Source organism: Streptomyces sp. NPDC001617 (assembly GCF_053596855.1).
Genome location: NZ_JBSFHA010000001.1, coordinates 105,421 through 131,451 on the forward strand (window position 1 = coordinate 105,421; position 26,031 = coordinate 131,451).

Annotated in this window: 22 protein-coding genes; 9 read left to right on the plus strand and 13 right to left on the minus strand. The window is 71.5% G+C overall.

Annotation, left to right across the window (positions count from 1 at the left end):
* Nucleotide 1: 1 nt before the first annotated feature.
* Nucleotides 2–3,700, minus strand: coding sequence for a nitrate reductase subunit alpha (locus tag ACWC09_RS00550; protein WP_450847042.1), 3,699 nt, complete (start codon nt 3,698–3,700; stop codon nt 2–4).
* Nucleotides 3,701–3,861: 161 nt separating this feature from the next.
* On the opposite strand from ACWC09_RS00550, the gene ACWC09_RS00555 reads away from it, so the two are divergent.
* The 6 genes from ACWC09_RS00555 (at nt 3,862) to ACWC09_RS00580 (ending at nt 10,750) form a co-directional block, all read left to right on the plus strand.
* Nucleotides 3,862–5,103 (plus strand): nitrate/nitrite transporter, encoded by a 1,242-nt coding sequence (locus ACWC09_RS00555; protein ID WP_450847044.1) that lies wholly within the window; start codon nt 3,862–3,864, stop codon nt 5,101–5,103.
* 154 nt (nt 5,104–5,257) lie between these two features.
* A complete protein-coding gene (locus ACWC09_RS00560) occupies nt 5,258–6,148 on the plus strand; it encodes a universal stress protein (RefSeq protein ID WP_450847046.1) in 891 nt (296 codons plus the stop codon).
* A gap of 157 nt (nt 6,149–6,305) precedes the next feature.
* The gene (locus ACWC09_RS00565; RefSeq protein WP_450847048.1) at nt 6,306–6,896 is read left to right on the plus strand and encodes a 2-oxoacid:acceptor oxidoreductase family protein; all 591 of its coding nucleotides are present in this window, start codon (nt 6,306–6,308) and stop codon (nt 6,894–6,896) included.
* Nucleotides 6,880–8,121: a pyruvate ferredoxin oxidoreductase gene (porA, locus tag ACWC09_RS00570; RefSeq protein ID WP_450847050.1), complete on the plus strand. Its 1,242-nt coding sequence runs from the start codon at nt 6,880–6,882 to the stop codon at nt 8,119–8,121. The genes ACWC09_RS00565 and porA overlap by 17 nt, the downstream gene beginning before the upstream one ends.
* Complete coding sequence (locus ACWC09_RS00575) at nt 8,118–9,128, plus strand: thiamine pyrophosphate-dependent enzyme (RefSeq protein WP_450847052.1); 1,011 nt, start codon at nt 8,118–8,120, stop codon at nt 9,126–9,128. Before porA ends, ACWC09_RS00575 begins: the two co-directional genes overlap by 4 nt.
* Nucleotides 9,125–10,750 carry an NAD(P)-binding protein gene (locus ACWC09_RS00580; protein WP_450847054.1) on the plus strand — a complete coding sequence of 542 codons (1,626 nt, stop codon included), beginning with the start codon at nt 9,125–9,127 and terminating at the stop codon, nt 10,748–10,750. Before ACWC09_RS00575 ends, ACWC09_RS00580 begins: the two co-directional genes overlap by 4 nt.
* A 4-nt stretch (nt 10,751–10,754) precedes the next feature.
* Here the strand turns inward: ACWC09_RS00580 and ACWC09_RS00585 are convergent, their stop codons facing one another.
* From ACWC09_RS00585 to ACWC09_RS00635, 11 genes are all read right to left on the minus strand, one after another.
* On the minus strand, nt 10,755–11,639 hold the full coding sequence (locus ACWC09_RS00585; protein ID WP_450847055.1) for a nuclease: 885 nt from the start codon (nt 11,637–11,639) through the stop codon (nt 10,755–10,757).
* A 178-nt stretch (nt 11,640–11,817) separates the two neighbouring features.
* Entirely contained in the window at nt 11,818–13,233 is a 1,416-nt protein-coding gene (locus ACWC09_RS00590) for an NAD(P)(+) transhydrogenase (Re/Si-specific) subunit beta (protein ID WP_450847057.1), read from the minus strand.
* A 5-nt stretch (nt 13,234–13,238) separates the two neighbouring features.
* Complete coding sequence (locus ACWC09_RS00595; protein ID WP_450847059.1) at nt 13,239–13,544, minus strand: NAD(P) transhydrogenase subunit alpha; 306 nt, start codon at nt 13,542–13,544, stop codon at nt 13,239–13,241.
* Nucleotides 13,541–14,674: an NAD(P) transhydrogenase subunit alpha gene (locus tag ACWC09_RS00600; RefSeq protein ID WP_450847060.1), complete on the minus strand. Its 1,134-nt coding sequence runs from the start codon at nt 14,672–14,674 to the stop codon at nt 13,541–13,543. The genes ACWC09_RS00595 and ACWC09_RS00600 overlap by 4 nt, the downstream gene beginning before the upstream one ends.
* A 41-nt stretch (nt 14,675–14,715) precedes the next feature.
* Entirely contained in the window at nt 14,716–15,729 is a 1,014-nt protein-coding gene (locus ACWC09_RS00605; RefSeq protein ID WP_450847061.1) for a zinc-dependent alcohol dehydrogenase, read from the minus strand.
* A gap of 11 nt (nt 15,730–15,740) precedes the next feature.
* Complete coding sequence (locus tag ACWC09_RS00610) at nt 15,741–16,109, minus strand: DUF779 domain-containing protein (RefSeq protein WP_450847063.1); 369 nt, start codon at nt 16,107–16,109, stop codon at nt 15,741–15,743.
* Nucleotides 16,110–16,124: 15 nt separating this feature from the next.
* The gene (locus tag ACWC09_RS00615) at nt 16,125–17,645 is read right to left on the minus strand and encodes an aldehyde dehydrogenase family protein (protein WP_450847065.1); all 1,521 of its coding nucleotides are present in this window, start codon (nt 17,643–17,645) and stop codon (nt 16,125–16,127) included.
* Between the two features lie 84 nt (nt 17,646–17,729).
* Complete coding sequence (locus ACWC09_RS00620) at nt 17,730–19,031, minus strand: GAF domain-containing protein (protein WP_450847066.1); 1,302 nt, start codon at nt 19,029–19,031, stop codon at nt 17,730–17,732.
* Nucleotides 19,032–19,282: 251 nt separating this feature from the next.
* Nucleotides 19,283–21,010, minus strand: a complete 1,728-nt coding sequence (locus ACWC09_RS00625) for a GAF domain-containing protein (protein WP_450847068.1) — start codon at nt 21,008–21,010, stop codon at nt 19,283–19,285.
* A gap of 114 nt (nt 21,011–21,124) precedes the next feature.
* Complete coding sequence (gap, locus tag ACWC09_RS00630) at nt 21,125–22,147, minus strand: type I glyceraldehyde-3-phosphate dehydrogenase (RefSeq protein WP_450847070.1); 1,023 nt, start codon at nt 22,145–22,147, stop codon at nt 21,125–21,127.
* 122 nt (nt 22,148–22,269) lie between these two features.
* Nucleotides 22,270–22,962: a response regulator gene (locus tag ACWC09_RS00635; protein ID WP_450847072.1), complete on the minus strand. Its 693-nt coding sequence runs from the start codon at nt 22,960–22,962 to the stop codon at nt 22,270–22,272.
* Between the two features lie 273 nt (nt 22,963–23,235).
* Here ACWC09_RS00635 and ACWC09_RS00640 point away from each other — a divergent pair, with 273 nt between their 5' ends.
* From ACWC09_RS00640 to ACWC09_RS00650, 3 genes are all read left to right on the plus strand, one after another.
* Nucleotides 23,236–23,637: a hypothetical protein gene (locus ACWC09_RS00640; RefSeq protein WP_450847074.1), complete on the plus strand. Its 402-nt coding sequence runs from the start codon at nt 23,236–23,238 to the stop codon at nt 23,635–23,637.
* 61 nt (nt 23,638–23,698) lie between these two features.
* The gene (locus ACWC09_RS00645; RefSeq protein WP_450847075.1) at nt 23,699–24,295 is read left to right on the plus strand and encodes a CBS domain-containing protein; all 597 of its coding nucleotides are present in this window, start codon (nt 23,699–23,701) and stop codon (nt 24,293–24,295) included.
* 207 nt (nt 24,296–24,502) lie between these two features.
* Nucleotides 24,503–24,955: a pyridoxamine 5'-phosphate oxidase family protein gene (locus ACWC09_RS00650; RefSeq protein ID WP_450847077.1), complete on the plus strand. Its 453-nt coding sequence runs from the start codon at nt 24,503–24,505 to the stop codon at nt 24,953–24,955.
* A gap of 29 nt (nt 24,956–24,984) precedes the next feature.
* Here ACWC09_RS00650 and ACWC09_RS00655 read toward each other — a convergent pair whose 3' ends face one another.
* Nucleotides 24,985–25,863: a universal stress protein gene (locus ACWC09_RS00655; protein WP_450847079.1), complete on the minus strand. Its 879-nt coding sequence runs from the start codon at nt 25,861–25,863 to the stop codon at nt 24,985–24,987.
* Nucleotides 25,864–26,031 lie beyond the last annotated feature (168 nt).

The following is a 26,031-nucleotide window of genomic DNA, read 5'->3' on the forward strand; positions in this document are numbered from 1 at the left end:
GTCAGTACTCCACTTGCTGGCTGCGGCGGCGGATGACGGTGACCTCGTCGCGCTGGTTGCCGGTCGGGCCGTAGTAGTTGAAGGCGTACGTGAACTGCGCGTAGCCGCCCGCGAGATGGGTGGGCTTGAGCAGCAGCCGGGTCAGCGAGTTGTGGATGCCGCCCCGTTTGCCGCTGACCTCGGTCTTCGGCACGTTCACGGTGCGGTCCTGGGCGTGGTACATGTACACCGTGCCCTCCGGCATGCGGTGCGTGACCACGGCGCGGGCGGCGACGACGCCGTTGCGGTTGTACGCCTCGATCCACTCGTTGTCCGTCACGCCGATCTTCTCGGCGTCGGCGGTGGACATCCAGATGACCGGGCCGCCACGGGACAGGTCGAGCATGTACTTGTTGTCCTGGTAGTTCGAGTGGATGGACCACTTGGAGTGCGGAGTCAGGTAACGGACCGTCACCTCGGCGTTGCCGTCGTGCAGCTGCTCGTCGCCGTAGTGCCGGGGCGTGTTCAAGGGCGGCCGGTAGACGGGGAGTTGTTCGCCGAGTTCGGTCATCCAGTCGTGCTGGACGAAGAAGTGCTGGCGGCCGGTGAGGGTGTGCCAGGGCTTCTTGTGCTCGGTGTTGATGACGAACGGCGAGTAGCGGCGCCCGCCGGTCTCGGAGCCGGACCACTCGTACGAGGTGATCACCGCGCGGGGCTGGGTGCGGGTGTCGGCGAAGGTGATCCGCTCGGCCTCGCGCTCGGCGGCGAGCTCCACCAGCCCCTCGCTGCCGGTCTGTTCCTGCAGTTCCCGGAAGCCCTCGGTGGCCAGGCGCCCGTTGGTGGTGCCGGACAGGGCGAGGATCGCCTCGCACATGTGGGTGGCGGTGGCAAGGGACGGGCGGCCGGCGGCCACTCCGTCACGGACGGTGCCGTTACGGTGCCGGAGGTCGTCCAGCTCCTGGTTCGGGTGGACGGTGACGCCCTTGGTGGTGGTGCCCAGCGTGTCGAGGAGCGGGCCGACGGCACGCATCTTCTCCGCCACGGCGCCGTAGTCCCGCTCGATGACGACCAGCTTCGGCATGGTCCGCCCGGGGACCGGTTCGCACTCGCCGGCCTTCCAGTCCCGGACGACGCCGCCGGGCTGGGCGAGTTCGTCGGGGGTGTCGTGCAGCAGCGGCACCGCGAGGACGTCGGTGCGGGTGCCCAGGTGTTCGCCGGCCAGCTCGCTGAACCGGTCGGCGAGCGTCAGGAACGTGTCGTAGTCGGTGCGGGCCTGCCAGGGCGGAGCGATGGCCGGGGTGAAGGCATGCACGAAGGGGTGCATGTCCGTGCTGGACAGGTCGTCCTTCTCGTACCAGGTCGCGGCCGGCAGCACCACGTCGGCCAGCAGCCCGGTGGAGGTCATCCGGAAGTCCATGCAGACCAGCAGGTCCAGCTTGCCCTCGGGTGCCTCCTCCCGCCACACCACCTCCTCGGGACGGGCCTCGGGCGGCGTCTCCTGGGAGCGGACCGCCGCGTCGGTGCCCAGCAGGTGCCGCAGGAAGTACTCGTTGCCCTTGCCGGAGGAGCCGAGCAGGTTGGCCCGCCACACGGTGAGCACGCGCGGGAAGTTGGCCGGATCGTCCGGGTCCTCGGCGGCGAACCTCAGCCGCCCGGCCTTCAGCTCGTCGACGATGTGCCCGGCAACCGGCCGGCCCTCGGCGGCGGCCTCGTCCGCCAGGTCCAGCGGGTTGCGGTTGAAGCCGGGATGGCCGGGCGTCCAGCCGAGACGGACGGCCTGGGCGAGGGTGTCCGCGAAGGCCTTGCCCTTGAAGCGGCCCTCACCCAGCGGCGACGCCAACTCGTCGGGCCCGAACGCCTCGTAACGCCACTGGTCGGTATTCAGGTACCAGTAGGAGGTGCCCGCCATGTGCCTCGTGGGCCGCTGCCAGTCGAAGGCGAAGGCCAGGTGCTGGAGGCCGGTGAGGGGGCGGATCTTCTCCTGGCCGACGTAGTGGGCCCAGCCGCCGCCGTTGACGCCCTGGCAGCCGGTCATCGTCGTCAGGGCGAGAAAGGCGCGGTAGATGGTGTCGGAGTGGAACCAGTGGTTGGTGCCGGCGCCCATCGCGATCATCGAACGGCCCTGGGTGCGCTCGGCGTTGCGTGCGAACTCGCGGGCGATCCGGGCCGCCTGCTCGGCCGGGACCGAGGTGATGGTCTCCTGCCAGGCCGGGGTGTAGGGCTGCGAGGCGTCCTCGTACGACGTCGGCCAGCTGCCCGGCAGACCCGGGCGGTGCACCCCGTACTGGGCCAGCATCAGGTCGAAGACCGTGGTGACCAGGCGCCCGCCGATCCTGCGGACCGGGACGCCCCGGACCATCGTCGAGCCGCCCTCGGTGGCGCCCTCGTCGAACCGGGGCAGGGCGATCTCGACCATGTCCTCTGCCCGCTCCAGCAGGCTCAACTCGGGGACCGTGTCACCGAGTTCGAGGTTCCAGCGGCCTCGCCCGGCTTCCCCCCACCGGAAGCCGAGCGAGCCGCCCGGGACCACCGGTTCACCGGTGGCCCGGTCCAGGAGGACGGTCTTGGACTCGGCGTGCTCCTCATCGTCCCGGCCGAGATCGGCCGCGGTGAGGAATCCGTCGGGGACCAGTCCTTGTGCGTGTTCGCGCAGCGTCACCAGGAACGGTGCGTCCGTGTACGTCCTCAAGTACTGCTGGAAGTACGGCACTTCACGTTCGACCAGGAACTCGCGCAGGATCACGTGCCCCATCGCCATCGCCAGCGCCCCGTCCGTGCCGGGGTGCGGGGCCAGCCACTCGTCGGCGTGCTTGACGCTGTCCGCGTAGTCGGGGCTGACGGCGACGACCTTGGTCCCGTTGTAGCGGGTCTCGGTGAGGAAGTGAGCGTCAGGGGTACGGGTGACGGGGATGTTGGAACCCCACATCACCAGGTAGCCGGCGTTCCACCAGTCCGCCGCCTCCGGCACGTCGGTCTGGTCGCCGAAGACCTGCGGGGAGGCGATCGGCAGGTCGGCGTACCAGTCGTAGAAGGAGAGCAGGGTGGCGCCGATCAGCGACAGGAAACGGGCGCCGGCCGCGAAGGAGGCCATCGACATCGCCGGGATCGGGGAGAAGCCGGCGACGCGGTCCGGACCGTACCTCTTGATCGTGTGCACATGGGCCGCGGCGACCAGCTCGGTGACCTCGTCCCAACTCGCCCGCACCAGGCCGCCCTTGCCGCGGGCCCGCTTGTACGCCCGGGCCTTCGCCGGATCACCGGTGATCTCGGCCCACGCCGCCACCGGGTCACCGAGCCGCTTGCGCGCCTCGCGCCACAACTTCAGCAACTCGCCGCGCACGTACGGGTAGCGGACGCGGCTGGGCGAGTAGGTGTACCAGGAGAAGGAGGCGCCGCGGGGGCAGCCCCGCGGCTCGTACTCGGGGCAGTCCGCGCCGATCGACGGATAGTCCGTGGCCTGGTGCTCCCAGGTGATGATGCCGTCCTTGACGTACACCATCCACGAGCAGGAACCGGTGCAGTTGACGCCGTGCGTGGAGCGCACCACCTTGTCGTGCGCCCAGCGGTCCCGGTAGAAGCCCTCCCAGGCCGGGTCGCCCGTGCCGAACACGGCCCGCCCGTCGGCCGACACCTCACGGCGCGTCAGCAGCCGGCGGGCGGCGAGTGGCCAGCCCTCTGTGGCGCGGCGCTGTGCGGGGCGCGCGCTCTTGTGGTTCTCCATGGACCGGGACGCTATGCGGGGCACCGGCCGCCCCACCCTGGGCCGAACGGCCCCGGGTGGGTCCCGACCGGCCGTATGTCGAGGTCCTTCGGCCCACGCCGTCCAGTGAGGTGATCCAGAAGTCTGGCGGCAGTCACCCACCCGCAGAAGGGACCTGTGCCATGCGCCAGCCATCGAGGAACCCGCGACAGGAACAGACACCTCCGGTGTCGTCTCGTGCCTGGCTGATGCTGGCCCTGGCCACCGTCGGATTCGCCGTCAACTTCTGGGCGTGGGCGCTGATCAGCCCGCTCGGCCCGCGGTTCAAGGACTCACTCGGGCTCTCCTCCTTCCAGCAGTCGCTGCTGGTGGCGGTGCCGGTCGTGGTCGGCTCACTGGGCCGGATCCCGGTGGGGGCGCTGACGGACCGGTTCGGCGGCCGGGTGATGTTCCCGCTCGTGTCCGCGGCCACCGTCGTTCCCGTGCTGTACCTGGGACTTGCCGGACACTCCTCTCTGACCGCGCTGTTGGTCGGAGGCTTCTTCCTCGGCATCGGCGGAACAGCCTTCGCCGTCGGAGTGCCGTTCGTGAACGCCTGGTTCCCGCCCGAGCGGCGGGGCCTCGCCATCGGCCTGTTCGGCATGGGCATGGGCGGTACGGCGATCAGTGCGCTGAGCACGGTCAAGCTGGTCAAGGCACACAGCGTCCAGACCCCGTTCCTGATCACCGCCGCGGTCCTGGTCGTGTACGCCGTCGTGGCGGCGCTGGTGCTCCGGGACGCCCCGGACCGTACGGTGCCGACGGAGCCGCTGAGCACCCGGCTGGCCGCCACGCTGCGGCTCGGGATCACCTGGCAGGCGTCGGCGCTGTACGCGGTGGCCTTCGGCGGTTACGTCGCCTTCTCCGTGTACCTGCCCACCTACCTCAAGAACGGCTACGGACTCACCCAGGCCGACGCGGCGAACCGCATGGCCGGGTTCGTGCTGCTCGCGGTGGCGATGCGGCCGGTCGGCGGCTGGCTGTCGGACCGCGTCGGCCCGGTGCGCGTGCTGACCGGCTCGCTGGCGCTGATCGCCACCGGCGCCCTGATGCAGTCCGCGACACCCGCGCTGGCTCCCATGGGCACGGTCGCCTTCCTCGCCATGGCGGCCGCGCTGGGTGCGGGCAGCGGTGCGACCTTCGCCTTCGTGGCCCTGCTCGCCCCGCAGAACCGCACCGGCTCGGTCACCGGCGTCGTCGGCGCCGCGGGCGGCCTGGGCGGCTTCGTCCCGCCGCTGGTGATGGGCTCGCTGTACGGCTCGTACGGCTCCTACGCGGTGGGCCTGTTGTTGCTGGCCGCCGTGGCGACCGGCGCCCTGGTGTTCACCGGGACCGAGGTGCGGCGGGCCCTGACCCGGCGCGCGGTGGTGCCGGCCGCCCACTGACCGCCGTCGGCGGCCCGAGCAGGGGAAAGGGCCGTTCGGCCTGTCACCGGAGGCCACGCAGCCCCTGCCCGGGCCGTCGCCCGCGTACGGATGCTGAGAGTGGAGGCTCGTGCCGGAACGGACCGCGCGGGCATCGCCCCGGGAGGAGTCGATCATGCTGCGCCCCGTTGTCGCAGGACTGGACGGTTCACGTGAGAGCCTCGCCGCCGCCGACTGGGCCGCCCGGGAGGCGTTGCGGCGCGGGCTGCCGCTGCGGCTGGTGCACGCGTACGAGGGGCTGTCCTCGGACGCGTCCGAACTGCCGGAGCTGGATGCGCCACGCTACTGGGCGCGGCGCATCCTGCGTGGCGCGATGGACCGGATCAACGAGCAGTACCCGCAGGTCTCCCTGAGCGCCGACCAGATCGCCCGGCCCGCCGCGGAGGCGCTGGTCAGGGCGGGTGGCCAAGCCGAGCTGCTGGTGCTGGGCAGCCGCGCGTTCAGTGGGTTCGGCGGCTTCATGGCCGGATCCGTGGCACTGGCGACGGTCGCCCATGTGATGCGGCCGGTGGTGCTGGTGCGCGCCGATCAGACTCCGGCGGACGAGCGGGTCCCCAACGCCGAGGGCCGGCCGTCGGCGCATGAGCCGTACCGCGAGGTCGTCGTCGGTGTGGACACCGCGCATCCGTGCGAGGAGGTCCTGGCGTTCGCCTTCGAGAGCGCGGCTCTGCGCAACGCTCCGCTGCGGGTGGTGCACACGTGGCAGCCGTCACGTCTGCCCGGTCCGGGCGGCGAGGAGGTGAACGCCGCCGCGGAGAAGACGGCCGAACAGGAGCTGGCCGCGATGGTCCGGCCCTGGCGGAAGAAGTTCCCGACGGTGGAGGTCCATGAGCGGGTGGAGGACGGGCACCCCGCACAGCAGCTGCTGCAGTCGACGACCGAGGCAGGGCTGCTGGTCGTCGGCCGCAAGACCCGCCCGGGCAGGATCGGCACACACACCGGGCCGGTGGCGCACGCGATGATGCACCGCGTCCGCTGCCCGGTCGCGATCGTGCCGCACCTGTGAAGCCCGGCGCCGTGCCGCGCCCCTCCTGGGGCACGGGGCTGTGTCGATATGCGGCTCCGCCGCGTGGCCGCGACCCCGCCAGGGACTTTCGGCCCCTGCGCAGACCGACCGCCGCGGAGATACGACAAGAAGACCCAGGCTCCGAGAGGAGAGCCCCGTGTTCCAGGTCCGTATCCACGGCCGCGGCGGCCAGGGCGCCGTCACCGCCGCGGAGTTGTTGTCGGTGGCGGCCTTCCTGGAGGGCCGCCACGCACAGGCGTTCCCCAGCTTCGGCTCGGAGCGCACGGGCGCGCCGGTGATGGCGTTCTGCCGCATCGACGACCGGCCCATCCGGGTGCGCGAGCCCGTCATGCGCCCTGACGCCCTGGTGATCCAGGACGCCACGCTGCTGCATCAGGTGAGCGTCTTCGAGGGACTGCGGGCCGACGGGTCCGTGCTGATCAACTCGGCCCGCCCGATCGAGGAGCTGGGCCTCGCCGACCTCGCGGCAACGGTGCCGCACGCGGTCGCCCTCACCGTGCCGGCCACCGGCCTCGCCCTGCGCCACTTCGGGCGCCCGGTCCCCAACGCCGTCCTGCTGGGCGGGCTCTCCGCGCTCACCGGCTGTGTGCGGATCGAGTCGCTGACGGCGGCCATCGAGGAGCGCTTCCCCGGGGAGCTGGGCGCGGCCAACGCGACCGCGGCCCGGGAGGCCTACGCCCATGTCCGCACCGAGCGTGAGGAGCTCGTCCGTGCTCAAGCAGACTGAGGGGTCGCGCGCGGTCGCGGAGACGGTGGCGTACTGCCGTCCCGAGGTGATCGCCGCCTACCCCATCTCACCGCAGACCCACATCGTCGAGGAGCTCAGCCGCCTGGTGAAGTCCGGTGCGCTGAAGCCCTGCGAGTACGTCAACGTCGAGTCCGAGTTCGCCGCGATGTCCATGTGCATCGGAGCCTCGGCGGCCGGCGCCCGCACCTACACCGCGACCGCCAGCCAGGGCCTGCTGTACATGGTGGAGGCCCTCTACAACGCCTCCGGTCTCGGCCTGCCCATCGTGATGACGGTGGCGAACCGGGCCATCGGCGCCCCCATCAACATCTGGAACGACCACAGCGACACCATGTCCCAGCGCGACTCGGGCTGGATCCAGCTGTACGCCCGTGACAACCAGGAGGCCGCCGACCTGCACCCGCAGGCCTTCCGGCTGGCCGAGGAGCTGTCGCTGCCGGTGATGGTGTGCATGGACGGCTTCGTGCTCACCCACGCCTGGGAGCGGATCGAGGTGCCCGAGCAGGCACAGGTCGACGCGTTCCTGCCGCCGTACGACCCCCGTCAGATCCTGGACCCGCACGAGCCGGTGTCGATCGGCGCGATGGTCGGACCGGACGCCTTCACCGAGGTGCGCTACCTCGCGCACGCCAAGCAGATGCAGGCGCTGGAGGCGATCCCGCGGATCGCCGACGAGTTCCGGACGGTCTTCGGCCGCTCCTCCGGCGGGCTGGTACATCCGTACGCCTGCGAGGACGCCGAGACGATCGTCGTGGCGCTGGGCTCGGTGTTCGGCACCGTGTGCGACGTCGTCGACGAGATGCGCGAGCGTGGGGTGCGGATCGGCGCCCTGGCGATCACCTCCTTCCGCCCGTTCCCGCTGGAAGCGGTGCGGGCCGTACTCGGCGGCGCTCGTCAAGTGGTCGTCCTGGAGCGGGCGTTGGCGGTGGGCATCGGCGGGATCGTGTCGGCGAACGTGCGCACGGCGCTGTCCGGCATCCAGCTCGACGGCCACACCGTGGTCGCCGGACTCGGCGGACGGCCGATCACCAAGCAGTCCCTGCACCGGCTGTTCGACGACGCCATCGCCGGGCGGCTGGGGCAGTTGACGTTCCTGGACCTCAACACCGAGCTGGTGGAGCGGGAGTTGGCGCGGATGGCGAAGACCAGGCGGTCGGGTCCGTCGGCGGAGAACATCCTGCGTGATGTGGGGAGCAACCGATGAGCGGCGCACCGCAGGTCAAGTTCTACCAGGTGGGCAGCTTCGCCGCCGGAAACCGGCTGCTGGGCCCGGAGGCGCAGTCCGACCAGGCCGACCCCGGCCGCTCCAACGCACTCACCTGCGGCCACCGGGCCTGCCAGGGCTGCGGCGAGGCGCTCGGCGCCCGGTACGCCCTGGACGCGGCCCAGCGGGCGGCCGGCGGCAAGGTCATCGCGGTCAACGCGACCGGCTGTCTGGAGGTCTTCTCGACGCCGTATCCGGAGACCTCGTGGCAACTCCCCTGGCTGCACTCGCTGTTCGGCAACGCACCCGCCGTCGCGGCCGGTGTCGCCGCCGCACTGCGCGCCAAGGGCCGCACGGACATCCGGGTGGTCGGACAGGGCGGAGACGGCGGCACGGTCGACATCGGACTCGGCTGTCTGTCCGGCATGTTCGAGCGGAACGACGACGTGCTGTACATCTGCTACGACAACGAGGCCTACATGAACACCGGCGTGCAGCGCTCCGGGGCCACGCCCCCGACCGCGCGCACGGCCACCACCCAGGCCGTCGGCGAGGACCCCGGCGCCCCCTTCGGGCAGGGCAAGAGCCTGCCGTTGATCGCGATGGCGCACGAGATCCCGTACGTCGCCACCGCCACCGTCGCCGGTCTGCGCGACCTGGAGGCCAAGGTGCACCGGGCGATGGGCATGCGCGGCGCCCGCTATCTGCATGTGCTGGTGCCCTGCCCGCTGGGCTGGGGCACGGCGTCCCACGACACGGTGCGCATCGCGCGGCTGGCCGAACAGACCGGTCTCTTCCCGGTGTTCGAGGCCGTCGACGGCGAGGTCACCGACGTCACACCGATCCGGCGCCACCTGCCGGTCGAGGAGTACCTGCGCCCGCAGAAGCGGTACGCGCATCTCTTCCGGCCGGAGCTCCGCACGGATGTCATCGCCCGTCTGCAGCGGGCCGCCGACCGCAACATCGCCCGTTTCGGGCTGCTGGCACACGAGGAGGCGCCGTCGTGAAGGAGAAGCCGTTCGCGATCACCCTGGACGTCGGTTCCAGCCTGGCCAACCGCACCGGCGCCTGGCGCACCGAACTCCCCGTCTACGTCGACCGGATGCCGCCGTGCAACCAGGCCTGCCCGGCCGGCGAGAACATCCAGCAGTGGCTGTACCACGCCGAGAGCGGCGACTACGAGGCCGCGTGGCGACAGCTGATGCGGGACAACCCACTGCCCGCCGTGATGGGCCGGGTCTGCTACCACCCCTGCGAGACCGCCTGCAACCGCGTCCAGGTCGACAACGCGGTCGGCATCAACTCGATCGAGCGGTTCCTGGGCGACGAGGCGATCAGGCGGGGCTGGACCGTCGAGGCTCCGTCGGAGTCGAGCGGCAGGCGTGTCCTGGTGATCGGCTCCGGCCCGGCCGGTCTGTCGGCCGCGTACCACCTCCGGCTGCTGGGGCACGAGGTCACCATCCGTGAGGCGCAGGACCGGCCCGGCGGGATGATGCGCTACGGCATCCCGCGCTACCGGCTGCCGCGCGAGGTGCTGGACGCGGAGATCGACCGGATCGTGGCGCTGGGCGTCACCCTCGAACTCGGCGCGAAGGTCGACGACGTGCTCACCGCGCAGGAGGACGACGGCTTCGACGCCGTGTTCCTGGCCGTGGGCGCGGGCATCGGCAAGCGTGCCTACATCCCCGCCGGGGACAGCGCCCGCATCCTCGACGCGGTGTCCCTGCTCGGCAGCATGGAGGGCGAGGGCCCGCCGCTGCTGGGCCGCAGGGTCGCGGTGTACGGCGGCGGCAACACGGCCATGGACGCGGCCCGCACCGCCCGCCGACTGGGGGCCACGGACGCCGTGGTGGTCTACCGGCGCACCCGGGACCGGATGCCCGCGAACGACGTCGAGGTCGAGGAGGCGCTGGAGGAGGGCGTGCGGATGAAGTGGCTCTCCACCATCAAGCACGCCGACGAGGGCCGGCTGACCATCGAGCGGATGGCACTCGACGAGACCGGATTCCCGCAGCCCACCGGCGAGTTCGAGGAGCTTGAGGCGGACAGTGTGGTGCTGGCACTGGGCCAGGACTCGGACCTGTCCCTGCTGCGGGACGTCCCGGAGCTGGCCGTGGATCACGGCATGGTGCAGGTGGCCGACGGTCTGATGACGGGGCATCAGGGCATCTTCGCCGGTGGGGACATGGTGCCCGCCGAGCGCACGGTGACCGTGGCCGTGGGACACGGCAAGAAGGCGGCGCGGCACATCGACGCGTATCTGCACGGGACTTCCTGGGATCCGGGCGCGCGGCACGCGCCCGCGACCTTCGACCGGCTCAACACCTGGTACTACTCCGACGCACCCGCCTCGGTCCGGCCACGCCTCGAACTGGCCCGCCGGGTCTCGACGTTCGACGAGGTGGTGCAGGGGCTCGACGAGTCGACGGCCCTGTTCGAGGCCCGGCGCTGCATGTCGTGCGGCAACTGTTTCGAGTGCGACAACTGCTACGGCGTCTGCCCCGACAACGCGATCACCAAGCTGGGGCCGGGCAAGGGGTTCGCCATCGACCTGGACTACTGCAAGGGCTGCGGACTGTGCGCGGCCGAGTGTCCGTGCGGGGCGATCGAGATGGTGCCGGAGGAGTGACGGACTACTTCTCGTCGAAGACCAGGTCTTCCGGTGCGTGGGTGAGCTTCACACTGTCCCCGGCCACCTCGACGACGGTGTCGAAGCTCGTCCACTGGCCGGCCGAGAGGATCAGCACCCGGTCGTCGCGCTGGGCCAAGTAGTCGGGGAATCCCGCCAGATCGGCGTTTCCGTCGCCGAGTACCAGATAGTCGGCCAGGCGGCGGAACAGCTTGGGCAGGAGCACCGCGGTGCTGGTCAGCGAGTTCAGGCCGGAGATCTGCGCTCCCGTCTGTGTCACGTCGGCGGACCACAGGCCCATGCCCTTCTCGCGGGCCTGTCGCGTCACGGCGGTCATCTCCTCGCGGAGGTCGACGAAGAGCTGACGGTAGAAGGTGGGGTAGGCCATGCCCAGGGCGAGCTGGTGGTGGTTCAGCGTCTCGAGCAGGTCGGACACCTCCACCCTCACGAAGGTGCCACCGGCGACCGGTGGTTCGCCGACACCCGCGAAGGCCACGCACCGCCCGTGCACGTCCGCGCTGCGGGTGTATATGTACCCGGGCCGGGAGTCGGGCGTGGCCGCGGTGACGATGCCATGAGCGTTGCGCTGCACGTCCTGGAAACCGATCTGGTCGAGCAGTTCCTGAGCCGCCTGCCCCGCGTAGGGCGCCGGTTGGTGAAGCTCGGCCCCGTGCGGCGGGCGGTAGTGGGTCTCCAACGTGTCGATGCCGTCCAGCCGCAGCTGGGCACCGCCCGCCGCGTTGCGCTGTACCCGCCGGCCCCGCAGCAGATCCCACTCGGTCGGGTCGTCGGGGTAGAACCGCACGGAGTCCCCGTCCGGACTCGCTCCGACGATCCTGTAGACACCCTTGATCAGCAGCATCGGCATGACGTCCCCCTTTTCGGTCACGGTGGACTCACTGTGACCGGCCGCCGGTCGGACGGCACCGGTGCGTACCGGGAAGCGGGCCAAACGTCATGCATCCAACGGACAAGGCGCGCATATGTGTCGTACGGCGATCGCTCGCCCCGGACACGGACAGTGAGGAGGCCCCCGAGTATCGGGGGCCTCCTCACTGCACCGGGCGTCAGCCGACGAACTCGCCGACCGCCGCCTTGAGTTCACTCAGTCCCTTCTTCGCGTCGGTGAAGAACATGCCGGTCTTCGGGTCGGTGTACAGCTCGTTGTCGATGCCGGCGTAGCCGTGACCCATCGACCGCTTGATGACGACGACGCTCTTGGCCTGGTCGACGTCGAGGATCGGCATGCCCGAGATCGCGTTGCCGGGGCGGCGGGCGATCGGGTTGGTGACGTCGTTGGCGCCGATCACGAGGGCGACGTCGGCCTGCGCGAACTCGGGATTGACGTCGTCCATCTCCTTGAGCTGGGTGTACGGGACGTTGGCCTCGGCCAGGAGCACGTTCATGTGTCCTGGCATGCGACCGGCGACGGGGTGGACGGCGTAGCTGACGTCGATGCCGTGGGCGGTGAGCAGCTTGGCCAGGTCGCCGAGTTCGTGCTGGGCCTGGGCGGCGGCGAGGCCGTAGCCCGGGACGAAGATGACCTTGCTCGCGTACGCCAGCTGGATCGCCACGTCGTCCGCGGAGACCGACCGCACCTGGGCCTGCGCCCCTCCCCCGACGACCGTCGGAGCGCTGTCGCCGGTGCCGAAGCCGCCGATCACGATGTTGGCGATCGACCGGTTCATGGCGTCGGCCATCAGCTTGGTGAGGATGCCGCCCGAGGAGCTGACCAGCATGCCGGCGACGATCAGTGCGGTCTCGTTCAGGACGAAGCCGGCCATCGCGACCGCGGAACCGGTGAAGGCGTTCAGCAGGGCGATGACGACCGGCATGTCGGCGCCGCCGATGGGCAGCACCATCGTCACGCCGAAGAGGAGGGCGACGGCCACCAGCCCGTACAGGGCCACGAGGGAGTCCGGGGCCAGCACCAGCCAGACCGTGCCGACGACGAACGAGGCCGGCAGCAGCACGTTCAGCAGACGCGCTCCCGGGAACACCACCGGCGCGCCGGAGACGACCCCCTGGAGCTTGCCGGCCGCGATCAGCGATCCGGAGAAGGTGACCGCGCCGATGACGATGTCCAGGGCGCCCGGGAGGGCGACCCGCGCGCCGAGGGTGGCCGGGTGGTCGGCCTGGAGCAGGTCGTTGACCGCGATGAGCGCGGCGGCCCCACCGCCGACGGCGTTGAAGAGGCTGACCAGTTGGGGCATGGCGGTCATCTTGACCTCGCGCGCGGCATACAGGCCGAGCGCGGCGCCGACGAGACCTCCGGACGCGAGCACGAGCCAACCGGTCGTGCTGATCGTGCCCTCATGGGCCACCAGCCACACGGTGGCGGCGATCGCGACGGCCATCGCGCCGGCGGAGATCGTATTGCCGCGGCGGGCCGTGCGCGGGTGGTTCATCAGGTGCAGGCCGAGGACGAAGCAGGCGGCCGTGGCGAGGAAGACGTAGTGGACGGCGTTGGAGACGGTGTCCATGGCACTCACACCTCCTTCTTCTCACTGGGCCTGGCGTGGAACATCTCCAGCATCCGGTCGGTGACGACGTATCCGCCGACCACGTTCATGGCGCCGAACACCATGGCCGCGAAGGCGAGGACATAGCCGAGCCAGGTGTGCGACTCGGCGGCGATCAGCATCGCGCCGATGACGACGATGCCGTGCACGGAGTTCGAGCCGGACATCAGCGGGGTGTGCAGGGTCGCGGGGACCTTGCTGATGACCTCGACCCCGACCAGGACGCTCAGGACGAAGACGGTGATCGCGGTGAGGAGATCGAGGTTGTTCATGACGTCACGCCTCCCTTCGGTGACGCATCGCCCGTGAGCGCGGCCGTGATCTCGTCGGCCGGGTCGAGGACGAGTTCGCCGTCGCGCACCAGGTGGCGCAGGAGGGCGGCGAGGTTGCGGGCGTAGGCCGTGGACGCGGCGGTCGCCATCGCGGACGGCAGCCGGCCGGCGCCGATGAGCGTGACGCCGTTGTCGAGGACGGTGGTCTTGTCGGGTTCGGTGCCCTCGACGTTGCCGCCGAGGTCGCTCGCGGCGAGGTCGACCACCACCGAGCCGGGCCTCATGGCCTCGACGGCGTCGGCGGTGACCAGCAACGGCGGCTTGCGGCCGGGGACCTGGGCGGTGGTGATGACGATGTCGGTACGGGCGATGTGCGCGTCCAGCGCCGTGCGCTGCGCCTGCTGCTCCTCCTCGGTCAACTCCCGTGCGTAGCCGCCCTGTCCGGCGCCCGGTTCCCCTTGTGGCAGACTCGCGAGGTCCAGGAACCGGGCGCCCAGCGACTCCACCTCCCCTCTCGACTCGGGGCGTACGTCGTACGCCGTGACGACGGCACCGAGGCGGCGGGCGGTGGCGATCGCCTGCAGCCCGGCCACTCCGGCGCCGAGGACCAGGACCTGCGCCGGGCGCATGGTGCCCGCCGCGGTGGTCAGCATCGGGAAGAACCGGTCGTACGAGTGGGCCGCGAGCACGGCCGCCTTGTAGCCGGCGACATTGGCCTGGGAGGTCAGCGCGTCCATGGACTGGGCGCGGCTGAGGGTGCGCGGCAGCAGATCGAGGCTCACCGTGCGGATCCCGCGCTCGGCCAGCTCCTTGACCAGGCCGGGGTGGCGCAGCGGTTCGAGCAGCCCGATCAGGAGCTGCCCGGAGCGCAGCGACTCGGCGGTCTCGGCGTCCGGCGGGCCGACGCACAGGACGGCGTCCGCGCGTGCGTACAGCTCGTCCGGGGGTACGACGGTGGCGCCCGCCGCGGTGTAGTCGGCGTCGGCGAACCAGGCGCCGGAGCCGGCCCCGGTCTCGACGAGGACGTCGATGCCGGCGCGGGTGAGCAGGGTGACGGCCTCGGGGACGAGGGCGACACGGCGTTCGCCGGGCGCCCGTTCCCGTACGGCTCCTACGGTGACGGTTGGCATGATCTGCTGCCTCTCCCTGGGGCGCGGGGGTCTCCCGTGCCTCAGAACTCGAAGACGAGCCGGGCTTCGGCCCGTCCGCCGAGCACCTCGTCGAAGGAGTCGTTGACCTGGTCCAGGCGCCGGGTCTCGGCGATGACCTGGGTGCGTCCGGCGGCGTGCAGGGCGAAGACCTCGTTCAGGTCCTGGCGGGTGCCGACGATGGAGCCGATGACGGAGATGCCGCCCAGGACGGTCTCGAAGATCGGCACGTTGATCGACGCGTCGTCGGCGGGCAGGGCGACCATGACGAGCCGTCCGCCGCGGTTGAGGGACTGGTACGCCTGCTCGAACGCCTTGGGTGCGGCGGCGAGCACGACCGCGACGTCCGCGCCGCCGGCCTTCTTGATCTCCTCGACCGGGTCGTGGGTGCGGGCGTTGACGATCTGGTCCGCGCCGAGCCGGTGGGCCAGGCCCAGCTTGTCGGGCTCCAGGTCGACGGCGGTGACCAGACCGCCGACGAGACGCGCGTACTGCAGGGCCAGGTGCCCCAGGCCGCCGACGCCGAAGATCGCGACGCGTTCGGCCGGCACCACGTTCGCGACCTTGATCGCCTTGTACGTGGTGACGCCCGCGCAGGTCAGGGGCGCCGCGTCGAAGGACGTCACCCCGTCGGGCACCTTGACGAGCGCGCCCGCGTCGGCGACGGCGTACTCGGCGTAGCAACCGTCCACGGAGTAGCCGGAGTTGACCTGGGACTCGCACAGGGTCTCCCAGCCGGAGACGCAGTAGCGGCAGGTTCCGCAGGACGAGCCGAGCCACGGTATGGCGACGCGCTTGCCGACGAGGTCGGCGGAGACGCCCTCGCCCACGGCCGTCACCGGGCCGATGCCCTCGTGGCCGGGGATGAACGGCGGCCGCGGCTTGACCGGCCAGTCGCCGTGGGCGGCGTGGATGTCGGTGTGGCAGAGGCCGGAGGCCTCCATCTTCACGAGCACCTGACCGGGGCCGGGCTCGGGGACGGGCAGCTCCTGGATCTCCAGGGGCTTGCCGAAGTCGGTGACGACTGCTGCCTTCATCGTTCCTCTCCTCAACTGGTCTGGTTCCGGGGCGCCTTGACCCGGGTCACGAAGTGCAGCCCGTCCCCGGCTGCGAGGGAGAATCCGCCCGGGGTGCCCGGTTCGACGTCCAGGACGTAGAACGGGCGGCCGAGCGCCTCGTACTGTGCGGCGTCCGTGTGGAAGGTGCAGCCCTCCACCACGCCGACGAGCATGTCGCCGTCTCCCAGGGCGAGTTCGTCGCCCGGGAAGCACATCGGGTCGCTGCCGTCGCAGCAGCCGCCCGACTGGACGAACATCACCGGCCCGCCCCGGGCGGCGCACAGGGCCGCGATGGCCTTGCGTGCCGCCCGCGTGGCGGTGACGCGTCCGACGGTGCCGTTCTCGGCTTTCTCGGGCATGTCGCCGCACTCCTCCTAGAACAGCCCGAGCGGCTTGTCGCTGTAGCTGACCAGGAGGTTCTTGGTCTGGCTGTAGTGCTCGAGCATCATCTTGTGCGTCTCGCGGCCGATGCCGGAGACCTTGTAGCCACCGAACGCGGCACCCGCGGGGTACTGGTGGTAGCAGTTCGTCCAGACGCGGCCGGCCTTGATCGCGCGGCCCATCCGGTAGGTGCGGCCGGTGTCGCGGCTCCACACGCCGGCGCCGAGGCCGTACAGCGTGTCGTTGGCGATCTCCAGGGCCTCGGCCTCGTCCTTGAACGTGGTGACCGCGAGGACGGGTCCGAAGATCTCCTCCTGGAAGACCCGCATCTTGTTGTGGCCCTTGAGGACGGTCGGCTCGAAGAAGAAGCCGTCCTTGAACTCCCCGTCGAGCGTGGGCCGGTGGCCGCCGATCAGCAGTTCGGCGCCTTCCTTCTGGCCGATCTCGACGTACGAGGCGATCTTCTCGACCTGCTGCCGGGAGACCTGGGGGCCGATCATGGTCGCGGTGTCGAGCGGGTCGCCCTGCTTGATGGCGCGGATCCGTTCGAGGCAACGCCCCATGAACTCCTCGTAGATGTCCTCCTGGATCAGGGCGCGCGAGGGGCAGGTGCAGACCTCGCCCTTGTTGAACGCGTACAGGACGAGTCCCTCGACGGCCTTGTTGAGGAAGTCGTCGTCGGCCGCGGCCACGTCGTTGAAGAAGATGTTCGGCGACTTGCCGCCCAGCTCCAGGGTGACCGGGATGATGTTCTGGGACGCGTACTGCATGATCAGGCGACCGGTGGTGGTCTCGCCGGTGAAGGCGACCTTGGCGATGCGCTTGTTGGTGGCCAGCGCCTTGCCGATCTCGGCGCCGGGGCCGTTGACGACGTTGAGGACACCCGGCGGCAGGATGTCGCCGATGACCTCCATCAGCTTCAGGATCGACCACGGGGTCGGCGAGGCGGGCTTGATGACGGTGGCGTTGCCGGCGGCGAGCGCCGGGGCGAGCTTCCACGCGGCCATCAGGAGCGGGAAGTTGAACGGGATGATCTGGCCGACCACACCCAGCGGCTCGTGGAAGTGGTAGGCGATCAGGTCCTTCTCGATCTCGGTGATCGAGCTCTCCTCGGCGCGGATCGCGGCCGCGAAGTAGCGGAAGTGGTCGGCGGCCAGGGGGATGTCGGCGGCCAGGGTCTCGCGGACCGGCTTGCCGTTGTCCCAGCTCTCGGCGATCGCGAGTTCCTCGTTGTGCGCCTCGATGGCGTCGGCGACCTTGTTGAGCACCGCGGCCCGCTGGGCGGTGGAGGCCTCGCCCCACTTGTCCTGGGCGGCGTGGGCGGCGTCGAGGGCGAGTTCGATGTCCTGGGGTCCGGACTTCGGGACCTCGCAGATGGGCTTGGCGGTGGCGGGGCACAGGTTGGGCGAGTACTGGCCCGTGGTGGGTGCCTCCCACTTGCCTCCGATGAAGTTCTCGTAGCGTGGCGCCACGTCGACCGGGCTGCCCGGCTTGCCCGGAGACTCGTACTTCATGACCGTCCCCTTCCGTTCGGTGCCGATCCGGTCCTGACGATCGGATGCGGTGCGATCTCGGCGATCGCTCTGATATCGATCACGCTAGGAGCGGCAACGCTGCAATACCGCTGCATGCCGTCCGACCTGCGGTCCGACGGTCGTCCGGAACCCCAGCGCACGGGCCCGTGCCGCCGCGGCGGCACGCTGCGGCGAGCCCCCCGGCAGGGTGCCGGCGAGCGCCGCCCAGGCCGGTGCGTCGTCGCCGCCCCAGCCGGCGTCCACCCAGCGACGCAGCAGCCCGGGGTCGCCGCTGCCCAACACGGCTCCGCGCAGCTGCTGTTCGAGACAGCGCCGGTGCTCCACGACCACGGGGGCGTCGGAGCGCGGCAGCAGCGGGCCGGGGTAGCGGGCGAGCGCCTCGCGCACCCGGCCGGCGGCGAGCAGCTCGGCCACCTCGCCGAAGTCGGTACGCAGTGGGCGCAGCAGGGCGTAGGGCCGTGACCCGAGCAGGTCGGGTCCGAGCGCGGCGCGCAGCCGCGTCAGCTCGGCCCGCAGGGTCGAGGCGGGCACCTCCCGCTCCGACAGGTCGACGGCGAGCCGGTCGCCGGTGACGCCCCGTCCGGCCAGCGCGAGCGCGAGCACGATCTCGCTGTGCCGCGGGCTGAGCCGGTGGACGCGTCCGGCGTACTCCAGCAGGGCGCTGTCCCGGCCCAGCGCGGTGAGGCGTACGACGTCCTCGGTGGACGGCGCCACGATCAGGCCCGCCCCCTGTGCACGGGCGAGCTCGGCCTCCGTGGCCAGCGCTGCGGCCCGCACCGCGGCCAGAGCGGGCGGTGTGGCGATCGTCGCTCCACCGGACAGGTCGATCACACCGACGAGACGGCCGGTGCGCGGGTCGCGCACGGGGGCGGCGGCGCAGGACCAGCCGTGCACGGCGGCGCTGTAGTGCTCGCCCGCCACGATCTGGACGGCGCGCCCCAACTCCAGTGCCGTCCCCGGGGCGTTGGTGCCGGCCTGCCGCTCGGACCAGACGGCGCCCTCGGCGAAGTGCATGCGCTCGGCGCGCCCGATGGCGGAGGTGTCGCCCTCGACCCACAGCAGGGTTCCGTCGGCGTCGCCGATCGCGAACAGATGCCCGTCGTCGGCCGCCCCGGTGCCCAGCACCTCGCGGAGCATCGGCAGTGCCACGGCCAGCGGATGGGTGCCGCGGTAGACGCGCAGGTCTTCGGCGCTCCTGCGCAGCGGCGGCAGACGGCTGCCGTCGGGGCGTACGCCGCACTCCGCGCAGCGCCGCCAGGAGTCGGCCACCAGGCCCCGTGCCTCCGGTCGTGTGCCGGGGGAGATCACGAACCGCTCGTGAGCGGTGCGCAGTGCGGTGAGCGAGGCGGCGGCGGAAGCGTCCATGGCACCTCCCGCATGGCTTCCTCCCGGTGGGGTCACCCCAGCCTCATGGGTGCGCCGGGCGGGCTGGAGAGGCCGAAAGGCCCCGGGGCAGGGCCGCTCGGGCCCCGTCCCGTGGCCGGGACCGGGATCGCTCTCACGGACCCCGCTTACCAGCGTGGTCCGGACGAAAGGGCACGACGAGGGGCCACCCGGTCACAACGGGAGGCCGCAGGACCCTTCTCGGGCGCGGCGTGCGACAGCCGGAAATCCGGCTACCGCTCCCCCACCGGCACCCGCCACACCAGCGCGGTGCCGCCGCCCTCGGGACAGTCCATCCGGAACGTGCCGCCGAGTTGCTCGGCCCGTTCGGCCATGTTGCGCAGCCCGCTGCGGCGGCCCTCGGGCGGAACGCCCCGGCCGTTGTCGGCGACCGTCAGACGCACTTCACGGCCGTCGGTCTCCAGGGCGACGTCGGCGCGGTGGGCGCCGGCGTGCCGGGCGATGTTGGTGAGGGCCTCGGAGAGCACGGCGACCACCTGGTCGGCGGTCTCCCGCGGCACGTCGGTGTCGATCAGGCCCTCCATCCGCACGCTGGGCGCGAAGCCGAGCACCGGGGCGGCCTCGCCGACCGCCCGCACGACCCGGGCCCGCAGGCCCGTCCCGGCCCCGCCGTCGCGCGCCCGTAGACCGAAGATCGTCGACCTGATGATCTTGATGGTCTCGTCGAGGTCGTCGACCGCGCGCACCACGCGTTCGGCGGCCTCCTCGTGCTCGATGAAACGGCCGGCGCTCTGCAGGGTCATACCGGTCGCGAACAGCCGCTGGATGGCCAGGTCGTGCAGGTCCCGGGCGATCCGGTCGCGGTCCTGGAGCACCGCGATCTCCTGGGCGTCCCGGCGGCGTTCGGCCAGCTCCATCGCGATGGCGGCCTGCGCGGCGAAGGCCCGCAGAGTCTCGGTCTCCGTCGCCGAGAACGGCGGCCGGCCGGCTTTGCGCGCCAGGAGGACGACGCCCAGGGGACTCTGCTCGCCGGTGAGGATGGGCACGGCCACGGCGGGGCCGAGTCCGTCGAAGCGCCGCGGCTCCCGGGAGATCCGTTCGTCTTCCGCGGCGTCCGCGCTGGTGACCACGGCGGCGCCGGAGAAGGCCAGCCCCATCAGGCTCCGGTCCATGGGAAGCACGAGCCCCCGGTGCGCCTCGGCGTCCATGCCGACGGCGATCTCCACGGCGAGCGACTGGGTGTCCTCCATGGGCAGCGCGACCGCGGCGAGGGCCGATCCGGTGATCTCGCCGGCCCGTTCGGCGATCAGACGGAGGACCTCGGTGCCCGGACCGCCGGACATCAGGCTGTAGGTGATCTCGGCGTTGGCCTGCAGCCAGCGCTCGCGCAGCCGGGACTCCTCGTACAGCCTGGCGTTGTCGATCGCGACACCGGCCGCCACGGCCAGGGTCGACAGGACCGACTCGTCCTCCTCGTCGAACTGCGCACCGCCGCGCTTCTCGGTCAGGTACAGGTTGCCGAAGACCTGGTCGCGCACCCGGATCGGCACACCGAGGAAGGAGTTCATCGGCGGGTGGTGGGCCGGAAAGCCGTACGAGGCAGGGTGCTCGGCGATCTTCGCGAGGCGCAGCGGCTCGGGGTGACGGATCAGTTCCCCGAGGATTCCGTGACCCTCGGGGAACGGTCCGATCCTGGCGATCTCCTTCTCGGTGACGCCGACCGTGTGGAAGGCCGACAGCCGCTTGCCATCGGGGCCGATCACGCCGAGGGCGGCGTACTCGGCGTCGACCAGTGCCGCAGCCGCCTCGACGATGCTGTGCAGCGCCTGCTCCAGTTCGAGCTCCCGCCCGACGGAGAGCACGGCCTCCAGCAGGCTGTGCACCCGGTCCCGGGTGCCGCGGGCCGCGTCCAGCCGTGCCTGCAGCTCCTCCAGCAGCTCGTCCAACCGCAGCTGAGGCAGCCGCACATGCGCCTCCGCGGGCTCCTCGGGGCGTCCCACCCGTGATCCTCCAGCTCCCAGAACCGACCGTTCCGTCATGTGCCACGGTAACGGTCCGAACGAAGGGACGATACGGGATCCTACGTGGGGGGACTCCCTCAGGGCCGATCTTGTCTACTGCAGCCGGGCGATCACGTGCTCGGTGAGGTCGAGCAGCCGGTTGGTGTAGCCCCATTCGTTGTCGTACCAGCCGAAGACCTTGACGAGTTCGCCGTGCGCCTGGGTCAGCGGCGCGTCCAGCACGCACGAGGCCGGGTCGCCCACGACGTCACGGGAGACGATCGGCGCGTCGGAGACCCGCAGGATGCCCTTCAGCGGCCCGTCGGCGGCCTCCCGGTAGGCGGCGTTGATCTCGTCGGCGCTCACCGCCCGGTCCAGGATGATGCTGAGGTCGGTCAGGGAGCCGTCCTCGACGGGCACGCGGACGGCGATGCCGTCCAGGGTCCCGGCGAGCTCGGGCAGGACCAGACCGACGGCGCGGGCGGCGCCGGTGGACGTGGGGATGATGTTGACGGCGGCAGTGCGGCCACGGCGCAGGTCCTTGTGCGGGCCGTCCAGGACGACCTGGTCGTTGGTGTAGCCGTGGATGGTCGTCATCAGGCCCTTGACGACGCCGAAGTGCTCGTCGAGGACCTTGACCATGGGGGCCACGCAGTTGGTGGTGCAGGAGGCGTTGGAGATCACGTGATGGTGCTCGGGGTCGTACGTCCCCTCGTTGACGCCCATCACGAGGGTCGCGTCGACGTCCTTGCCCGGCACGGACAGCAGCACCTTGCGCGCGCCCGCCTTCAGGTGCGCCCCGGCCGTCTCCCGGGTGCGGAAGCGACCGGTCGACTCGATGACGACGTCCACGCCGAGCTCACCCCAGCCGAGCGCCGCCGGGTCGCGCTCCGCGGTGACGGCGATGCGGTGCCCGTCGACCGTGATCGAGGAGTCGTCGTGCTCGACGGTGCGGCCGATCCGGCCGTACGTGGAGTCATAGGCCAACAGGTGGGCCAGCGTGGCCGGCGAGGTGATGTCGTTGACCGCGACGACCTCGATCCGCGTGCCGTTGCCGGTCGCCGCGCGGTCCAGCACACAGCGCAGGTAGTTGCGGCCGATGCGGCCGAAGCCGTTGATGCCCACGCGCACGTTCATGTCCGTCCTCCCCTTCGGGGCCCGGTAGCTCCGGGCTGCACTGCCAGCCTCCGCGAGAGGGGCGGGGCGCGGCATGGGCCGTACGGGGGCGGCCGAGGGCCGTTCGGACCCCGCACGGGACGTCAGTGGCCCTGCTGACGCAGCCGGTCCTGGGCCTGGGTGGCGATCACGGCGGCCTGGATGCGGCGCTCCACGCCCAGCTTGGCCAGCAGGCGGGAGATGTGGTTCTTCACGGTCTTCTCGGCGAGGAAGAGGCGCTGGCCGATCTGCCGGTTGGTCAGTCCCTCGCCGATCAGAGCGAGGATCTCCCTCTCCCGGTCGGTCAACCCCGGCAGCGCGTCCGGTTCCTCCTCCTTCTGCTGGTCGTGGCGGAGCCGGGCCATCAGGCGCGTGGTGGCGCTCGGGTCGAGCAGGGACTGCCCGGAAGCCACGGTACGTACGGCCGACACCAGGTCGGAGCCCTGTATCTGCTTCAGCACGTACCCGGAGGCGCCCGCCATGATCGAGTCCAGCAGGGCCTCCTCGTCGTCGAAGGAGGTCAGCATCAGACAGCTCAACTCGGGCATGCGCGAGCGCAGTTCGCGGCAGACGGTGACGCCGTCCCCGTCGGGGAGGCGGACATCCAGGACCGCCACCTGCGGGCGCAGCGCGGGGACGCGCACCAGGGCCTGCTCGACGGTGCCCGCCTCCCCGATCACGGTGATGTCCGGTTCGTCGTTCAACAGGTCGTGCACTCCACGCCGTACCACCTCGTGGTCGTCCAGCAGGAAGACCCGGATCGGTTCATCGGGGCCGGGCCGCCGGCTGTCCGCCATCTGAAGCTCCTCGTCATGTGTGCCGTGGTTCCGCTACTCGGGTGCGCGAAACCGGTTCCCGCGAGGAGATCCTTCTCTCCTCGGGGCCGATGGGCCAGGGCCGGTCGGCCCTGATTCCCGCCCCTTCCGCAAGGAGGCCCTCCGGGCCGGCGCAGGCGCATCTCGCGGCGCCGGGGACCCACGGCCCCCTGCGTGGGCCGGGCGGCCCCTGGGGTCGGGCTGGGGCCGGGGGGAGTCTGGTACTGCTCACAAACGATCAAAGGAGTGGAGCACATGACTCCCAGGGACACCGGCACCGACGCCCCCACCACCCCCGCGGTGCGGGTACGGGCCGAGGGCGGCGACGTCGACGAGCAGGCACTCGCATACGTTCGGACCAAGGTGGACGCCGCCCTCGACCGGCCGGGCCTGCCGCCCGTCGCCGGCGAGGTGCGGGTCGTCAGGGCCGGGGCCAACCATGTCGAGCAGCCCTGGTCGGCGGGGGCCGAGATCCGCGTGGGCGGTGAACTGCTCGTCGTCCACGCCCGTGAGGCGAGCGCCCACGAACTCGGCGACCGGCTGCAGGACCGGCTGCGCACCCGTCTGGAGCGGCTCGCCGACCGTCACGAAACCTCCCGGAGGACCGCCACCCCACCGCCGTGGCGGGGTGGCCCGTCTCCCGAACGACAGGACTAGGGATGGGGCGGTGGGCGGGCTCCCCGCCCACCGCCCCCGCGCGACGAAGGAAGAAGACGCCGTGGAACCGCACATCATCGGCGAGGTGATGACCAGTGATGTCGTCCTCGCCCAGCGCACAACGCCCCGCCAGGAGCTGGCCGGGCTGCTGGACCGGCACCGCATCAGCGGGCTGCCGGTCGTCGATCACGACGACAAGGTCCTGGGAGTCGTGTCCAGCACCGATCTGGTGCGTGCCGAGGCGGGCGCCCTGACCGCGGGGGAGCTGATGTCGACTCCCGCGATCACCGTGCACCCGGAACAGTCCGTCTCCGGCGCCGCGCGAGTGATGGAGCGGCACGGCATCGAGCGGCTGCCCGTGGTCGACGAGGAGGACCGCCTGATCGGCATCGCCACTCGACGCGACCTGCTACGGGTCTTCGCACGCACCGACGGGACGATACGCCGCGAGGTGATCGACAACGTCATGGTCGGCACTCTGGGCCTGCCGCCGGATGCGGTCTCCGTCTCCGTCCGGGACGGCATGGTCACGCTGACCGGACAGATGACGCGGAGCAGCGACATCCCCCCGGCCGTCCGGTCGGCGTGGCAGATCGAAGGGGTCGTCGGTGTCGTCAACGGCCTCACCTACCGGGTCGACGACGCGGGGCCGCCCTAGGGGTGACACTCCTCCGTCGGGTGTGCACAGCGCTTCTGAGGGAAGACGGAGCCGGTGCGAAGGGCCCATCCGGTCCGGCGAAGGGACCGAACGGCCCTAGCACCCGGTGCCCCGCTCCGGTTCGAATGGCCTGATCACGCACAGAGCCGCACCACGCGTTCGACGGACGACGACCGAGTGAGCCACGAGAACATACGGAAACCTCCCATGGCCCTGGACCACGCCCAGCCGGTTGCGACAGGCCCCCGCGAGAGCATCGCGCTCGACACCGCGGAAGCCCTGCGGCTGCTGGGCAGCGTCACCTTCGGCCGGATCGTCTTCACGCAGCACGCGCTGCCGACCGTCCGCCCGGTCAATCATGTCCTCGACGACGGGGACATCGTCATCCGCACCCACGAGGGCGCGGCCCTGACCTCCCGGACCCGGCAGGCCGACGAGGAGGGCGTGGTCGTCGCCTACGAGGCGGACGCCATCGATCCGGACACGCATCTGGGCTGGAGCGTCGTGGTCACCGGGTACGCGCATCTCGTGACCGACCCCGGCCAACTCGCGCGCTACCACGAGCTGTTGCACCCCTGGGTGGGCCGTGCGATGGACTACGCGGTCCGTATCCGCCCGGACCTGGTCACCGGGATCCGTCTGGCCCCCACCGACATCTGAGACCGACACCCGACGGGGGCCCGGCCGGGTCAGCCGTGCGGTACGACGGCCACCGGTGCGGCCGCGTGCCGAAGCACCTCGTACGTCACGGGACCTGGCTGCGAACCGACGGTCGAGGTGCGGCGGGTCCTGCGGCCGACGACAACCAGTGAGGCGTTCCGGGAGGCGTCGACGAGGTGTCGTCCCGCCTGGCCCACCGCAGCCTCCGCCGTCACGACGACGGCCGGGAACTTCTCCCGCCATGGCCGCAGCAGGCCGTTCAGCGCTTCCTGTTCGTCCGTGCCCGCGGCCGTCATGTCGACGTGGGACGGCAGCCGCCGGCCGTGGACGACCCGCAGGACGGCCGAGCGGCGCGAGGCGGCCGCGAAGGCGAACTCCACGACCGCGTCGTCGGTACGGTCGTGGAGTTCCACGCCCAGCACGACGTCCGCGGGCGAGGCGGCGGCCACGGGGGCCTCGGGCCGACGCTCGCCCGAGACACGGTCATCCGCCCGTACGAGCACCACGGGCCCCTCCGCCCGGCCCACTACGGCCGACGCCACGGAGCCGAGCAGATGGCCGGCGGCCCGGCCCAGCCCGCGCGAGCCCAGCACCAGGAGGTCGGTCTCCCCCGCGGCCTCCAGCAGGGCCGGGGCAGGACGTCCGGCGAGCCGCTCGACCACGACGACCAGGCCGGGGTGACGGTGCGTCAGCATGGCCCGGACCTCCCCCAGCATGCGCTCGGCCCGGTCCTCGCCGGGCGAGAGGACGGCCTCGCCCGCGAACGGCACGTAGGCGGAGGGCTGTTGGTCGCCGACGTACACGGCGCGCAGCCCGGCCGGCCACAACCGGGCCTCACGGGCGGCCCATTCCACGGCGGCGAGACTTTCGGGCGAGCCGTCCAGGCCGACGGTGACGGTGCGGGACATGATCGGGCCTCCTTCGTGTCAGGGACCACTCTCCTGTCCGGCATCCGGTGACCGGAAGGTCCACACGTCCCTCTGCGGTGCCGACCGGTCCCCTGTGCCGGTACGCGAAAGGGCGCCGCCGCTGCGGGAGTTGATTCCCTCAGCGGCGGCGCCCCGCCCCGATGTGCA